10 protein-coding genes are annotated in these 16,005 nt (G+C 42.2%); 7 read left to right on the top strand and 3 right to left on the bottom strand.

The window, feature by feature from the left end:
* Window positions 1–167: 167 nt before the first annotated feature.
* The 7 genes from OCU78_RS22820 (at window position 168) to OCU78_RS22790 (ending at window position 8,361) form a co-directional block, all read left to right on the top strand.
* Window positions 168–1,655, top strand: a complete 1,488-nt coding sequence (locus tag OCU78_RS22820) for a tetratricopeptide repeat protein (protein WP_137371936.1) — start codon at window positions 168–170, stop codon at window positions 1,653–1,655.
* Complete coding sequence (locus tag OCU78_RS22815; RefSeq protein WP_137371935.1) at window positions 1,636–3,216, top strand: diguanylate cyclase; 1,581 nt, start codon at window positions 1,636–1,638, stop codon at window positions 3,214–3,216. The genes OCU78_RS22820 and OCU78_RS22815 overlap by 20 nt, the downstream gene beginning before the upstream one ends.
* A 256-nt stretch (window positions 3,217–3,472) precedes the next feature.
* Window positions 3,473–3,886, top strand: coding sequence for a DUF3302 domain-containing protein (locus OCU78_RS22810; RefSeq protein ID WP_137371934.1), 414 nt, complete (start codon window positions 3,473–3,475; stop codon window positions 3,884–3,886).
* Window positions 3,886–5,016, top strand: a complete 1,131-nt coding sequence (locus tag OCU78_RS22805; RefSeq protein ID WP_137371933.1) for an HlyD family secretion protein — start codon at window positions 3,886–3,888, stop codon at window positions 5,014–5,016. The genes OCU78_RS22810 and OCU78_RS22805 overlap by 1 nt, the downstream gene beginning before the upstream one ends.
* Before the next feature lie 259 nt (window positions 5,017–5,275).
* Entirely contained in the window at window positions 5,276–5,824 is a 549-nt protein-coding gene (locus OCU78_RS22800; RefSeq protein WP_137371932.1) for an ECF-type riboflavin transporter substrate-binding protein, read from the top strand.
* Window positions 5,825–5,830: 6 nt separating this feature from the next.
* Window positions 5,831–7,525, top strand: a complete 1,695-nt coding sequence (locus OCU78_RS22795) for an ABC transporter ATP-binding protein (protein ID WP_137371931.1) — start codon at window positions 5,831–5,833, stop codon at window positions 7,523–7,525.
* On the top strand, window positions 7,522–8,361 hold the full coding sequence (locus OCU78_RS22790) for an energy-coupling factor transporter transmembrane component T family protein (protein WP_137371930.1): 840 nt from the start codon (window positions 7,522–7,524) through the stop codon (window positions 8,359–8,361). Before OCU78_RS22795 ends, OCU78_RS22790 begins: the two co-directional genes overlap by 4 nt.
* Window positions 8,362–8,537: 176 nt before the next feature.
* Here OCU78_RS22790 and glgB read toward each other — a convergent pair whose 3' ends face one another.
* The 3 genes from glgB to OCU78_RS22775 form a co-directional block, all read right to left on the bottom strand.
* A complete protein-coding gene (gene glgB, locus OCU78_RS22785; protein ID WP_137371929.1) occupies window positions 8,538–10,718 on the bottom strand; it encodes a 1,4-alpha-glucan branching protein GlgB in 2,181 nt (726 codons plus the stop codon).
* 174 nt (window positions 10,719–10,892) lie between these two features.
* Window positions 10,893–13,073: a 4-alpha-glucanotransferase gene (gene malQ / locus OCU78_RS22780; RefSeq protein ID WP_137371928.1), complete on the bottom strand. Its 2,181-nt coding sequence runs from the start codon at window positions 13,071–13,073 to the stop codon at window positions 10,893–10,895.
* Between the two features lie 100 nt (window positions 13,074–13,173).
* On the bottom strand, window positions 13,174–15,627 hold the full coding sequence (locus OCU78_RS22775; protein WP_137371927.1) for a glycogen/starch/alpha-glucan phosphorylase: 2,454 nt from the start codon (window positions 15,625–15,627) through the stop codon (window positions 13,174–13,176).
* Window positions 15,628–16,005 lie beyond the last annotated feature (378 nt).

Here is a 16,005-nt window from a genome sequence, read left to right as displayed (position 1 = left end):
TAGATAAATAACCATATTAATTAATCACTAGAACATGAGCTAACGCGAATTAATTATAAAGATATTCGCCTCATAAACTTTCTACTGAAGATAATTCGTGCTTATCCTATATCATGCTCTTATAATGATCGTGTTATCAATACGTTCGGTAATTATGGATATACGCCTTGGACAAACACCAGTACCTTCTTGAAACAGAATTAGAGCAGCTCAAGAGTCGTGCAGATTCTGAGCCTCAAGTCATCTTAGAACTCTCACAACAATGCTTAGTGAGAGCTGAACAGATGCTGTTTGAAAAAGGGGCGATACAGGCATTGATGATCATGTCTCGCTGTCACTGGAACTTGATGGATTATCGAAAAGGCTTAAAAGATATTAAAGAAGCTTATTCTCGCCAAAACCGACTTGATACTGACATATTCCTTCCTGAAATCCTCCATCTTCATGCTCTCCAATTTTGGGGACAAGCCAAATACTACTCTGCCCAGCAATACTGGATAAATGCATTAGAGCAATCTGCACTCGTTGATGAAATAGAAATTCAAATAGAGTGTTTAATTGGTCTTGGTAACATTTGGCGTATTACCCATGAATATAAGTTGGCTTGTTCAACCCACCAGCTCGCAGTTAAGGTTGCAAACAGTAGCAGAATTGGCTGGCTTGAAGGGAAAGCAAGAATACTACTCGCATGGGATTACTACCTTCTTAGCAATTATGTTGAAATGCTTTCTGTACTTGATGGCGCTGAAGAAGCACTACAAGATCACCACGACAATACATGGCATGCAGAAGTTTGGGATTTCAGAGGATTAGCACTTTTAGGCTTAGAGCGCCTAGACGACGCTGAAAAAGCTACGGAAAAAGCACACGGTCTTGCGATAAAGCACAACCTAACATGGATGAAAGCTCACTCGTATATTAGCCGAGCAAGGTTGCAATTACTCAGAAAGAAACCTGAAGAAGCCGCCGAATTATTAGTATTAGCCGAACAATCGGCAGGCTCATTCGATAATGGTGAACTACTCAGTCAAATTTGTTTTCAGCAATCTTTGGTTTCAGAAGAAAACGGCGATTATGAAGCCTCTCTCATCGCCTTTAAGAAGTACCGCCAACACTCTATTGACATGCTCAGAGAGCAAACCACGCGAGTAGGTTTAGATAAAGCTCGTAATTCTAAGCGTCAACTGGAGCAGAGGGCGAGAAAACTCATTAATCGTATTCGTGGTCAACATGAATATGATCCAGAAAAACATTTCTCACATGTGGTTTCAGAAACTTACTGGTGGGAAAAGCTGGTTTTATACAAGACAGAGCTCAAAAGTTCTAAGCATGCCGTTATCATGTTCCAGCATGTTGATCCTGATTACCTCGAAGTTTGTACAGAGCTCGCTCATGCGATATGCAATCAAAATGACCTTATCTCTCGTTTGAGCACAGAGCGTGTCGCGCTTATGCTTTCTGAAAAAGGGGACGAGGCAGAGAAAGTTTTCAATACCTTGAAAGCCATGCTTGATATGTACCCATGGCATAGACGCGGATTAAAGGGTAAGAAACCCACCATTAGTCTCAATGACATTTTAACGTTCCCGTTCACTCTTGAACAATTAGAAGAAACCCCAGAAAAGGTAGAGACTGATGGAAACGCTACTAAGTAAAATCACGGATGCAGGACTTGATCCTTCATCAGTTTCTGGTGAAGAAGCCATTATATTCTGGAACCATATCCGGCTGCATATTTCAACGACACCTCAAGAGCGTGCCCACTGCTATATCATCAGCTCGGAATATAGAGCGGAATTAAAGCAAAACCAAATTAGTATTGATGAACTGCGCCTCGCACTCGACCTGCTTTCTTTACCTCGTGATGTTGAAGATATTTTAACGGTCAAGTCCAGCTTGAGTGAGCGTTTAGTTGAAATCGGCGATTACACTGCAGCGCTCAATGAATTTGTCAGCTCTTCTACAATTTCAGTCGAACATGGATATATCGATGAGTACGTTATGGCTATCATCGGAATGGGTAATTTATGCGATGCCTATGGCGACCATAACCGTGCATTACGCTATTACCAAAAAATCGAAAGTATCGACCACGCCATTAGCAGCCGCTCATTAAGACTTCGCTTTAAATTGCATATGGTTGCAAGTCTAATTTTGCTCAACCGAATTACTGCCGCAAATGACCTTTTACGTGAATGTGAAGAGCTAAGTATCTTAGTCAGTGATAAACGACTCACAGCTCAGATATTGCTGTATTGCGCTAAAATTTTACGAGCCAAGAAAGAGTATAACGAAGCTCTTCTGTGCCTTTCAAAAGTTCAGTACTCTTCAACCAATATTCAAGCCAGCTGGTTAGCCACTATGATCCGTTTAGAAGTGGCTCATAACTTAAATGCGGTAGGTAAAGAGCACATCGCAAGTATGATTCTTGCGAACACACATAAGCGAATTAAACACTATTCTTCACCAGTTCTAGCAAAACGATTTTATGACTCTTTAAGTTCAGTATGCATGACTCAAGGTCGATTCAAAGAAGCACTGGCATACGAGAAAAAAGGTTACCGCATTGAAACTGATTTAATGAAGCAGATTCCGATTAGTGAATTAGGAGCCAGCCAGTTACGTCGTTTATCCCGCTTTGAATTGCAGTTGAAACTGATACTTTCAGAACAAGAAAATAAAGAATTAAAAGAAACGACAGAGCAACATAAGAATACCGTAGCTCAGCTGCAACAGGATGTATTTACTGACCCACTCACCAGCTTACATAACCGACGCTGGCTAGATGTGAAACTGAAAGACTTACTGCTGCATGAGACGCCATTCGCTCTGTTAGTTGTCGACATCGACCACTTCAAATCAATTAACGATGAGTTAAGCCATTTAGTTGGTGATAAAGCAATTGTGAGCGTTTCACATGAACTTGCCTCTTACTTCAAATTTAGAGGGGCATCTTGTGTCCGTTTCGGTGGTGAAGAATTCTTGGTCATTTTAGAAAATTCAGACTTAGCGAAAGCTGAACTTCATGCTGAAAATTATCGAGAGCGTATATTCCAGTATGGCTGGAGAGAGATACTCGGAGAGCGTGGGTTAACAGTTAGTATTGGTATTACGCTGCACCGTGATGGAGAAAATACTCAACGTACTTTCTACCGAGCAGATAAGGCTTTATACCGAGCAAAAGCCAATGGTCGGAACCAAGTCTGCACTGAATAGTAAACCTAGTATATCTTCAGAACAAACGCACCACACAATAAAGAGCTCATATTGATGGGCTCTTTACTTCTGTGCTCTTCTACTTCTACTTCTACTTCTACTTCTAGAATGATTTACACCTAAAACATAAAAGTAAACTCACATACACCCTCAAAGTTAAAACAAAATACTCTATAAAGGTTTTATTTTTCATAACAAATACTTACAGCCTAGTGTAAGATAAATTCAGACCTCTTAAAATTAACAAGGACCCGTTATGTTTTTAGACTATTTTGCCCTTGGCCTCCTCATATTTGTCGCATTAGTCATCTTTTATGGAATCATTGTCATTCATGATATCCCCTATGAAATTGCCAAAGAGCGTGATCACCCGCATCAAGATGCGATTCATGTTTCCGGCTGGGTGAGTCTTTTCACTTTACATGCTATTTGGCCATTCTTATGGATATGGGCAACACTGTGGCGTAAAGACAGAGGCTGGGGATTCGCAAAACTTGCAGAAGAGCAACACGATATCCACCATCGCGTCGATACTCTGATTGATCAAGTAGCCGCGCTTCAGCAAGAAGTTGCGCAATTAAAGCAACCGACTACACAAACTAACTCAACGCCAAAGCAACAGACAACATCGAACAACTCAACTGATGCTCAAAATCAGGAGGTGAAGTAATGGATTTACTGCTGATAATGACCTATGCAGCACTTTGTATCACTATTTTCAAAGTGTTTAAGATTCCCCTAAACAAGTGGACAGTCCCAACAGCGGTACTTGGCGGAGTTGTTTTGATTGGTACTCTCATTTTATTGATGAACTACAATCACCCGTTCACGCAAATTGGTAACCAAGTCTATTCCACTACCCCTATTGTTTCTGGTGTTCGAGGCAAAGTTATTGAGGTTCCGGTAGAAGCGAACAAACCTTTGAAACAAGGTGACGTTCTATTCCGTATTGACCCTATCCCATTTGAAGCTGAAGTTGCGAAATTACAAGCGAAAGTAAAAGAAGCCAGCCAAGGTGCATTAGGGCTTGAATCAATAGTCAATGAAGCCGAAGCAGCCAAAATCAAAGCCATTGCGGAAAGAGATAAGGCACAACGTGAATTTTCTCGTTACGAAAGAGGCTTTAAAAGTGGTGCTTTCACAGAGCAACAACTTGATACCAAGAAACAAGCATATAAAGCAGCAGAAGCCGCTTTAAAAGTCGCAGAAGCAAACCAACAACAAGCTCAAATTGCACTCAACTCAGAGATTGGTGGTGAGAACACCGCTGTTGCGGGATTACTTGCAGACTTACGTATTGCTGAGTTTAACCTTGATCAAACCGTAGTTAAAGCGCCAACTGATGGCTACGTTACACAGTTAGCTCTACGACCTGGTGTCATGGCTGTACCTCTACCGCTTGCACCTGTCATGACTTTTGTTCATACAGAAGCTCAGTTCTATACTGCTGCATTTAGACAAAATTCACTGCAACGTTTACAACCTGGGTTTGAAGCTGAATTTTTATTCCGCGCCTTACCTGGTAAAGTATTTAAAGGTCGTATCGATGAAGTAATACCTGCAATCGGCGAAAGCCAATTTCAAGCTAGAGGTGCCCTGTTAGGTACTGATGCATTAAGAACCAATGGTCGTGTATTTGCAAAGCTCACGATTACTGATGATTTATCGGAGTATCATTTACCTCTAGGTACTGCTGTTGAGGTTGCCGTTTATTCCGACAGTTTTACTCACGTTTCAATAATGCGTAAAGTTCTTATTCGAATGAAGAGCTGGCAAAACTTCCTATACTTAGATCATTAATTCATTTAAAAATATAAAGAAAAACTAAGCCAGAGCACTCATGCTCTGGCTTTTTCATTCTTCCCCAAAATCATCTATCCATTCGCTGAATGATTTTTAGACATCTAGACACTTGGCTTTCCTAACTAGCAGATTCTCCTGTATACTGCGCGCCTTATTTTTAATATTTGCCTAAAAAACAATCTTGTTTAAAGATTTACCAATAGCGGCAATTATTAGGCTCTTTAAAGCATTTATCTTTCTGTATTTGAGGTTATCCATGAACTTTTCAGCTAAAACTGTCGTCGTGATTGCGATCGGCGCTGCTCTATATGGCATTGGTGGTTTACCAATGTTTGGCGTGCCTGTTTTTGCCAATACTACACTTAAGCCAGCAATGGCTGTATTAGCACTATTCTCAGTACTATTTGGTCCAATCGTTGGTTTCTTAGTAGGTTTTATTGGTCATTGGGTAACAGACTTGTTCGCGGGCTGGGGCGTTTGGCTTACTTGGGTTTTAGGTTCAGGCATTGTTGGTTTGGTCATTGGTTTGTTTCCGATAATGACTAAGAACCGCTTGCAACAAGGTGAACTTCCGATGAAAGATTTTGTTCTTTTTGTTTTGCTCGCTCTTGCAGGCAATGTAGTCGGTTACGGCTGCTCTGCATTCTTAGATACTATCCTGTACGCAGAACCTTTCACAAAAGTCTTCACTCAATTAACAATTATTGCCGCTGGTAACACGGTATTGATCGCTGTTGTTGGTTACTTGATTTTGAAATCAGTGGCTAAACGTAATAAACAAAGCCGTAACCTTACTGAGGCATAAGCGATAATGACTATAGCATTTTCGAACTTCTCTTTTAGATATGAGTCGCTGGATAAACCGACGCTAAACAATATCAATCTAAGGATAGAGAAAGGAGAGAAAATCGTCATTATAGGTCCTAGTGGTAGTGGTAAATCTACCCTAGGGCAGTGCCTAAATGGTCTGGTTCCTCATGCGATTAAAGGTGAAACCTCTGGATCACTACAGATAAATGGGCAGGATACGTCTACCTTCGACATGCACGATTATACCGAGCAAGTAGGCACTGTATTACAAGACACTGACAGCCAGTTTGTAGGGTTGAGTATCGGTGAAGACATTGCGTTTGCATTAGAAAACCAGCAAATGTCTAACATTGATATGTACCCGTTAGTGAAGTCGACGGCAAAAATGGTCGACCTTGAAACCATGTTAGATCGTTCACCTCATGATTTATCTGGTGGACAAAAGCAACGCGTATCTTTAGCTGGAATCTTAGTTGATGATGTCGATGTTCTGTTGTTTGATGAACCTCTCGCGAGTTTGGATCCTAAAACGAGCAAAGCAACAATCGAGATCATCGATCAACTCCATCAAGAAACGAATAAGACCATCATTATTATTGAGCACCGTCTTGAAGATGTTTTACATAAGCATATAGACCGTGTGATTTTAATGGAGCGTGGCGAAATCATCGCAGACACGACACCTGATGAAATCCTTGCTTCTGGTTTACTTGATGTACACGGGATCCGTGAACCGCTGTATCTTTCTACGCTTAAAGCCGCAAAAGCACCTTTAACTGAAGAAGATAAACTGTCGGTATTCGAACAACTTGATTTCAAAAAATTCCGACCAAGTATCCAAACATGGTTTGAACAAAGACCAAGCGTCGCCCCTGCTCAGAACTTTCCGACTCTTCTTGAAGTTCATGGCTTAACTTATTCATATGATGGCGAAAAGAATGCGCTTGAAGATGTGAGCTTCAAAGTTGGCAAAGGTGAATTTGTCTCTATCTTAGGCAAGAATGGATCGGGTAAATCTACGATTACTAAGATTATCATGGGCGTTATCGAGCCTGACTCTGGCTCTGCTTACTTAAATGGTGAAGAACTTTCTCAAATGTCTATTTTTGAAAGAAGCCAAAAAGTAGGTGTGGTTATGCAGAACCCAAACCATATGATCTCACACCACATGATTTTTGATGAGGTAGCATTTGGTTTACGCAACCGTGGCGTAGAAGAATCAGTAGTTAAAAGTAAAGTAGAGTCTGTTCTTGAACTTTGTGGGCTGAGTAAATTTAGAAAATGGCCAATTGAAGCTTTGAGTTATGGACAAAAAAAACGAGTCACTATTGCTTCTATTTTAGTACTTGAACCCGAACTTCTCATTCTCGATGAACCAACTTCAGGGCAAGATTACCGTAACTACACATCTATGTTGAATTTCATCCAGAAATTGAATAATGAGCTTGGGATTACTGTCGTCATTATCTCTCATGACATGCATTTGGTCCTTGAATACACAACTCGATCAATTGTTATTGCCGATAGCAAACTGATTGCTAACGCCCCAATGACTGAAGTATTTAGCCAACCATCTTTGCTGGAAAGGGCTAATCTGAGCACCACAAGTATTTATGAACTTGCAAGTAAGATGAAAATTGAAGAGACCAACGCATTCATGCAGCATTTTATTGATTATGAGCGAGGTTCATTATGAATGCATCAAAAGTGAAATTTGGTATCAATTACATCGATACTCAATCACCACTGCACGCACTTAATGGTATTACCAAGTTCGCCCTTTTTCTTGCATGGGTAACCGTCGTCTTAACCACGTTTGATATTAGACTCATCCTGACTCTGATATTTACTGGTTTAGTTCTGCTTAAGATGACAAAAGTACCAGTGCGTGTTTATAAGCCGCTGCTTATAGGTACTGCAAGTGTATTGCTGCTAAATGCACTTTTCATGTATTTACTTGCTCCTCAGCAAGGACCCGAGTTAATTGGCAGTGAGCACATTCTATTTGCTTTACCGGGAAATTATTCATTAAGCCAAGAGACTCTGTTTTATCTGATAACTGTGACGTTGAAGTACATGAGCATGTTCCCTATCGCGCTCATTTTTGTATTCACAACACATCCTACTGAGTTTTCAGCGAGCCTGAACCGCATAGGTGTGCCTTACAAAGTTGCTTATGCTGTAAGCCTTACACTGCGTTATCTGCCTGAAGTGAAAAAAGACTTTGTAAATATTATGCATGCACAGCAAGCACGAGGCGTAGAGTTGTCTAAAAAAGCATCTCTAATTACCCGAATTAAAAACGTGGCGAAGATACTTGGACCGTTGATCTTTTCGAGTTTAGATAGGGCAGATGAAATATCTAATGCGATGACATTACGTGGATTTGGCAGGCATAAATCTCGTACTTGGTACAGCTACTCACCTTTAAAGCGAATCGACTTTGCCGTACTTAGCTTTATTTCTATCATCGTTGTTCTAGCAGTTACAAAGCGAGTATTCGAAGAGCAACTATTCTGGTATCCGTTTTAAGATTAGTGGCTGGTGAGTTACACATAAATCGCATTACTTAAAACAGCTTTAATCAAAAAAATACCGCTCAACTTTGAGCGGTATTTTTATATTAGTAACTTGAATCAACTCTGCCGTACAAGAAGTACAAAATAGCTAACTCAAAGCACATTTATTAAAAGTAAGCGAACTCACCTTTAATTAAGTTTATAGAAAACTGTAGACAGTGGCGGTAACCTCAACTCAATAGATTGAGCTAAACCTTCACTTTGAATATCTTCAATTTCAACAGTCTCTTTTACTTCATATTCACTACCATCGAACTCTTTTGAGTCCGTGTTTAATAGCAATGAATAGCGACCTGAGCTTGGTACGCCTAAACGGAAACGTTCATGAGGAACAGGTGTAAAGTTAGAAACAACCAACACACGCTCACCCGACTCACTGATACGCTCGTGTGCTAACACACTCGCTTCAGCCGAATCTTGTAGGCGCCACTCAAACCCTTTAGGGTCAGAATCCAGTTCGTGCATCGCTCGCTCTGAACGGTATAAATTATTCAGATCTTTTGTTAGCTGCTGCAAACCTTGGTGACGTTCGTAATCTAGCAAGAACCACTGCAGTTGATCGTCATGATTCCATTCAGCCGTTTGACCGAATTCAGCACCCATGAAATTCAACTTCTTACCAGGTTGAGCATACATGTAACCCATGTAAGCACGTAAGTTCGCAGTTTGCTGCCACTCATCACCTGGCATCTTGTCATGGATAGAACCTTTACCGTAAACCACTTCATCGTGAGAAAGAGACAATACGTAATTCTCGCTGTGTGCATACACTAGCGGGAAAGTAATAGTGTCGTGGTGGTATTTACGGTTAATCGGGTCTTCTTGAATGTAAGATAAGCTATCGTGCATCCACCCCATATTCCATTTAAAGCCAAAGCCTAAGCCCCCCATAAATGTTGGTGCAGATACACCAGGGAAAGCCGTAGATTCTTCAGCAATGGTCATGGCATTAGGGAAATGTTTATACACTTCCTCATTCATCCATTTCAACGTCGCAATAGCATCGTAATTTTCGTTGCCACCATCGACATTAGGTATCCACTGGTCATGACTGCGTGAGTAATCAAGGTATAGCATTGAAGCAACAGCATCCACACGGATACCATCAATATGGAACTGTTCAAACCAATACAAGGCATTTGAAACTAAGAAGCGGCGAACATGTTCACGACCTAAATCGTAAATGTATGAATTCCAATCTTGGTGCCAGCCTCTACGTGGATCCGGATCATGGAACAAAGGCGTTCCATCAAAATCAGCCAACCCGTGGTCATCGGAAGGGAAATGCGCTGGAACCCAATCCAGAACAACACCTAGACCGGCTTGGTGGCACTGATCAACAAAGTATTTAAAGTCATCAGGTGAGCCAAAACGACTAGTCGGAGCGAATAAACCAATTGGTTGGTAACCCCAAGAGCCGTAGAAAGGATGCTCAGATACAGGCATCAGTTCAACGTGTGTGTACCCTAAATCTGTTAGGTACGGTATTAGCTCAGCAGCGAGTTCTCGGTAATTTAAAAATTCACCTTCCGCGTTACGTTTCCAAGAACCTGCATGAAGTTCATAAAACGATAAAGCTTCTTTACGTTTCTCTGTCACTGGGCGGTTTTGCCATTGAGTGTCTTGCCACTCGTAACGATTGTGATCATACGTAATTGATGAGAAAGAAGGGTACTGCTCAGAGTAGAAACCCCAAGGATCCGCTTTATGAGGTAAGCCTTCCCCATTTGGTCCTTTCAATTCAAATTTATACTGAGCGCCTTCTTCCAAGTTAGGAATGAATAGCCCCCAAAGACCATAATCCAAACGTTGCATTGGATGACGGCGACCATCCCACTCATTAAAATTACCAACTAAACTTGCTGCCGTGGCATGCGGGGCATACACAAGAAATCGTGTACCCGAAATAGTCTGTCCATCACGTTCTAGAGTCACAAATTGCGAACCCATGTGCTTGTACATTTCTTTCGGTGTATGCAGCTCTTCGTAACCTGCATATAAGCCATGATATTGATATGGGTCATCAATGATCTGTTCAACACCCGACCAATTAATCGCAAGTTGGTAATGTGTAAAACGTAAGTCGCGCTTTTGCTCTAGAAGAAATCCACTTTCATTCTCTCGCTTTAACTCTACGCGTGGTTCATCTCCAACAATCAACTCTACTTTATCTGCCCCAGGGATCCATACTCGCAACGCACCTTCGGCTGCCGGTAAGTATGGGCCCAAAAATGAAAATGGGTCAGCATATGAAGCCTGTGATAGTTGGGTATATATTTGTTTTTGCTTTGAAATGACGCTTTTTTCCAAAACTTATCTCCCTAACCAAACATCAAAAATTACTATACAAAAATGCCCGCTAATAGTGCGGGCAATATAACGACGATTCAGTTTACCTGACGAAGGCCTGTGATTGAGTGACCAAGGTTGTAGTTTCGTATTCGACTGCAATAAAGTGCACTACATTCCCGCTCACTCATTAGATTACTCACCGGCTTTGCTACGTACTTCTGTTAGGCGCGATGCCACTCTATTTACACCTTCGTGTGCAAAGATTTCGTCTAAATTCATCGATAACTTACGGCGCCAGTTTGGATACTCATCAACAGTTCCTGGAATATTCACTGGCTGATCCATTTCTAACCAATCTTCTAACTGAACACTAAGTAAGGTTGATGAACCTGCCGCGACATGAAGCTGCAGCGCTTCTGCCAAGTATGAATCCATTGGCACTTGGCTTGCGTCACGTCCCACACCTTCTGGTAGGTAACCATGCCAAGCCACTGAGTCTAAGATGCCTTGCTTGCACTCTAAACGATTAACGAATAACGTTTCTAGTTGAGCCGCATCAGGGTATAGACCAATTTCTTCACCCATTTTTAAATCATCACAGTGCCAGAATCCACGAAGTGTTGGCATATCATGCGTACATAATGCAGACATCGATTGACCAGCATAGTGTTTAGGTGAAATGAAACCACCATCATCTTCTGATGTTTCGAAGAAGAATACTTTGTATGAGTGCACGCCTGCATCCGCAAGAATATCAACGATTTCGTCAGGAACAGTCCCTAAATCTTCACCAATCACACTACACTGATGACGATGAGATTCAAGCGCAAGAATTGAAAGCATGTCTTGCACTGGGTAGTAAACGTATGCACCTTTGGTTGCATCTTCACCACGTGGAATCCACCATAGACGTAGTAGACCTAAAACATGGTCAATGCGTAAAGCACCACAATGTTTCATGTTAGCTTGTAGCAATTTCACAAACGCATCATAACCGGTTGCTTGTAGCACCTCTGGGTTTAGCGGTGGTAAGCCCCAGTTTTGACCAAGAGGACCAAGAATATCTGGTGGAGCACCGATGCTCGCATCCATCACTAGGTTGCCTTCATCAGCCCATGTCTCGCTTCCTGAATCAGCAACACCTACGGCTAAATCACGGTACAGACCAACCGCCATGCCCTTCTCTTCAGCTAAACGCTGAGCATCATCAATCTGGCAATCAGCAATCCACTGTAAGTACATGTAAAGTTGTACTTTCTCTTGGTTGTCTTTGATGTATTTTTGAGTCGCTGGGCTATCAAATGTACGGTATTTTTCTGGGAAAACCGGCCAACCCCACATACCACTATCTTCCGAGTGAAGATCAGCATGCAGTGCGTCAAATGCAGCTTGTTGAGTTAAGCTATCACCACCTTTCTCAGCAAACGCTAAAAACTCTTGGGCACGATCACTTGTGTTATCTAAGTGGCGTTTTTTGAATTCCGTGAAAAGAAGAGGAAGAATGCTCATCTTCAGATCTGAAACTTCTGTGTAATTTACCCAATGTGATTCACGCGCTTTTTGTAGACGTTGCTGGAACTCAGTACTGCCAACAGTTTGCTGCGCTTCTGCACTTAGAGAGAACTCAGGAACTGAACTCACATCAATGTAAAGAATATTCAACCAACGACGTGAAGACGGGCTGTACGGGCTTGCCCCTTCAGGGTTCGCAGGGAATAGAGAATGAATCGGGTTTAAACCGACAAAGTCGCCGCCACGTGATGAGATATCTGCAACCAATTGTTTTAGATCGCCAAAATCACCAATACCCCAGTTGTGCTGAGTTCTCAATGTGTAAAGCTGAACGCTTGGGCCCCAAAGCTTTTTACCATCATCAATGGCATCTTGTTTGAAACATGCTTTTGGTGTGATGATAAGTGCCATTTCATAAGGTGTTTTACGACGCTTACGGCTCACTATCAATTTGTGGTAACCCCATGCCAAATCACTTGGCAATGCAAACACTAAAGGGCCACCCTCTGCACGCTCATCACGAACGACTTGAGATTGAAGATAGCCTTCAAGTACCTCTCCCTGCTCGGTTTCTAAGCGCCAGCTAAACTCACTTTCACGGGCACTTGCACCTAGGTTAAGCGCCACTTCTACGGGCTCACCATCACGCAAAACAAGAACTGGGTCTAATACGTCTTTCTTGTGTTTCTTTTCTGCTGACTTCAATAATGCAGCATCATTACTTGTGTCATAGCCAAGTGAAGCCAATAGATGTGTAATTGTCTCATCTGAAACTTTAGCTTCATCGCCCCATGCACTAACGTAGCTATCTGCAATGTTTGCCATTTCTGCGACTTGTTTTAATACGTTTTGTTCTTTCATCGCTCTCTCCGAAGGCACTGCTTTTACGCCTTCCAAATCTGTAGGGGTTCTATCAATTAAAAGGCCAAGGCAGCGTACTGCCTTGGCGTTGTTCAAACTCTTAGCGTTTTACTGCTTCAAGTTTCCAAATGTTGTTCACGTAGTCGCGTATTGAGCGGTCTGATGTGAATTTACCAACCAATGCGGTGTTAAGAATCGCTTTCTTAGCCCAGCCAGCTTGGTCTTTGTACTGCTTGCCCATATCTTCATGTGCTTGAACATAAGAAGCAAAGTCTGCAAGACATAGGTAAGGGTCACCACCGTCTAGTAGGCTATCAAACGTTGCACGTAGAAGACCTGGTTGACCTGGAGAGAACTCATCACCTGTCAATAGGTCAAGAGATGCTTTCAGTAGTGGGTCTGCATTGTAGTAGTCGTATGGGTTGTAGCCCTGAGCTTTCAGTGCAACAACGCCGTCAACGTCTAGACCGAAGATGTAGATGTTTTCATCGCCAACTTCTTCACGAATCTCAACGTTCGCACCATCCATCGTACCGATGGTTAACGCGCCGTTTAGAGCCATCTTCATGTTACCCGTACCAGAAGCTTCTTTACCTGCAAGTGAAATTTGCTGAGAAACGTCTGCTGCTGGAATAATGATTTCAGCCATGCTTACACGGTAGTCAGGGATGAATACCACTTTAAGCTTGTTACCGATGCGAGGATCGTTGTTGATCTTCTCTGCAATCTTGTTAACCGCGAAGATGATTTCTTTTGCTAGGTGGTAACCAGGTGCTGCTTTAGCTGCGAAGAAACATACGCGTGGCTCACACTCGAAACCAGGTTCGTTAAGAATGCGGTGGTACAGAGATAGAATGTGTAGCAAATCTAGGTGCTGACGCTTGTATTCGTGAAGACGTTTGATTTGAACGTCGAAGATAGCGTTAGTATCTAGCTCGATACCCATGTTCTCTTGAACCCAATCAGCAAGGCGCTGTTTGTTTTCTTTCTTAACAGCCATGAATTCTTTTTGGAATTTCGCGTCTGTTGCAAACTTAGCGATGCCTTCAAGCTGCTCAAGTTTTGCTGGCCATTCAGTGCCGATCTTACCTGTGATTAGTGTAGATAGACCTGGGTTACAGAACTTCAACCAACGACGTGGCGTGATGCCGTTCGTTACGTTAGTCAGTTTGCCTGGGAAGATTTCGTTGAACTCAGGGAACAAGTCTTTCTTAACCAGTTGAGAGTGAAGTGCAGCTACACCGTTTACTTTGTAAGAACCAATCACACATAGGTTTGCCATGCGAACCATACGGTGGAAACCTTCTTGGATGATAGAAAGCTTCGCTTGTTTCTCACCGTCACCAGGCCACATCTTGCGAACTTCTTGCATGAAGCGGTGGTTGATTTCAAAAATGATTTCCATGTGACGTGGAAGAAGACGGTTAATCAAAGATTCAGACCAAGTCTCTAGCGCTTCAGGAAGTAGTGTGTGGTTCGTGTAAGCGAACGTATGAGCACTGATTTCCCATGCTTGATCCCAAGATAGACCTTTCTCGTCAATCAAGATGCGCATTAGCTCAGGAATCGCAATCGTTGGGTGCGTATCGTTAAGCTGAATCGTTTCTTGTTTAGGCAAATCTTCTAGAGAGAAACCTGCTGCTTCATGACGACGTAGAATATCGCGAACAGACGCTGCTGAGTGGAAGTACTGCTGCATTAGGCGCAGAGTCTTACCTTTCTCGTGGTTGTCGTTCGGGTAAAGTACTTTAGTGATGTTACCTGCATCGATTAGCGAGTGTTGCGCTTCGAAGTAATCACCGTTGTTGAAGCTTGCTAGTGAGAATGGTGCGATTGCCTGACATTCCCAAAGACGCAGCGGGTAAACCGTGTTTGACTCGTAACCTACGATAGGTAGATCCCAAGGCATTGCTTTTACTTCCATACCTGGAACCCAAGTACGAACTTCTTTACCGTCGATGTATTCAACTTCTACATGACCGTAAAAACCAATGTGTTGTGCTAGTTCTGGACGAGCAACTTCCCACGGGTAACCTTCAACACCACGCCATGCGTCTGGTGCTTCTTGTTGACGACCATCTTGGAAAGATTGTTTGAATAGACCGTACTCGTAGTGAAGACCGTAGCCTACTGTTGGGTATTCTTGAGCGGCACAAGAGTCCATGAAACAAGCAGCAAGACGACCAAGACCACCATTACCTAGTGATGGGTCGCGTTCTTCTTCTAGTAGGTCAGTTAGGTTTTGACCTAGCTCTTCCATTGCATGAGTGATCTGCTCGTACAGACCCATGCTGATTAAGTTGTTACCAGTAAGGCGACCAATCAAAAACTCTAGTGAAAGGTAGTTAACGCTCTTCGCGTTTTTGATTTTTTCATCATTTTCAGTTTCTAGCAGATCAAATGTTGTCAATTCTGCTAGCGCACGCCCCATTGCTAGGTACCATGCGCGGCTATCTGCTGTTTCAATCGTTGTTGCGTAAGTTGCAGATAAATGCTTTTTAACGCTTTCTTGGAACGACACTTTATCGAAAGTTTTTTGCTGAGTTGGTTTCATTTCAGAAATCTCGCTTTTAATAGTTCTAATTCATCTGTGACATATCGTGCATGGTCACCATTAACTAAACATCATCCCGAAACTACACCCTATAAGGAGTAGATCAGAGGGAGTAGAGGGCGTACCCGTAATCACTTAGTGATCTGAATCTCATCATCTGACGCATAATAAAATTTTCGAGTGACTACGATCACAAGCCTCTATTCGATAACCTAACCTCAATTAGGAATATTTCTGTTTACAGAAACCTAATCACTTATCAATTTTGATGTTCAGATCACGAAAAATTTTCAATATCTTTCATAAGTTGCATAATTTTCCGTACAGATAGGAACCACTTCACAATCAAAAACCCAAGCAATAAGTGATAAACATCAC

The organism is Vibrio gallaecicus (assembly GCF_024347495.1).
In the GTDB taxonomy this organism is placed as follows: domain Bacteria; phylum Pseudomonadota; class Gammaproteobacteria; order Enterobacterales; family Vibrionaceae; genus Vibrio; species Vibrio gallaecicus.
Note: the sequence above shows the minus strand (reverse complement) of the source record. Positions and strands in the feature narration are given on the sequence as shown.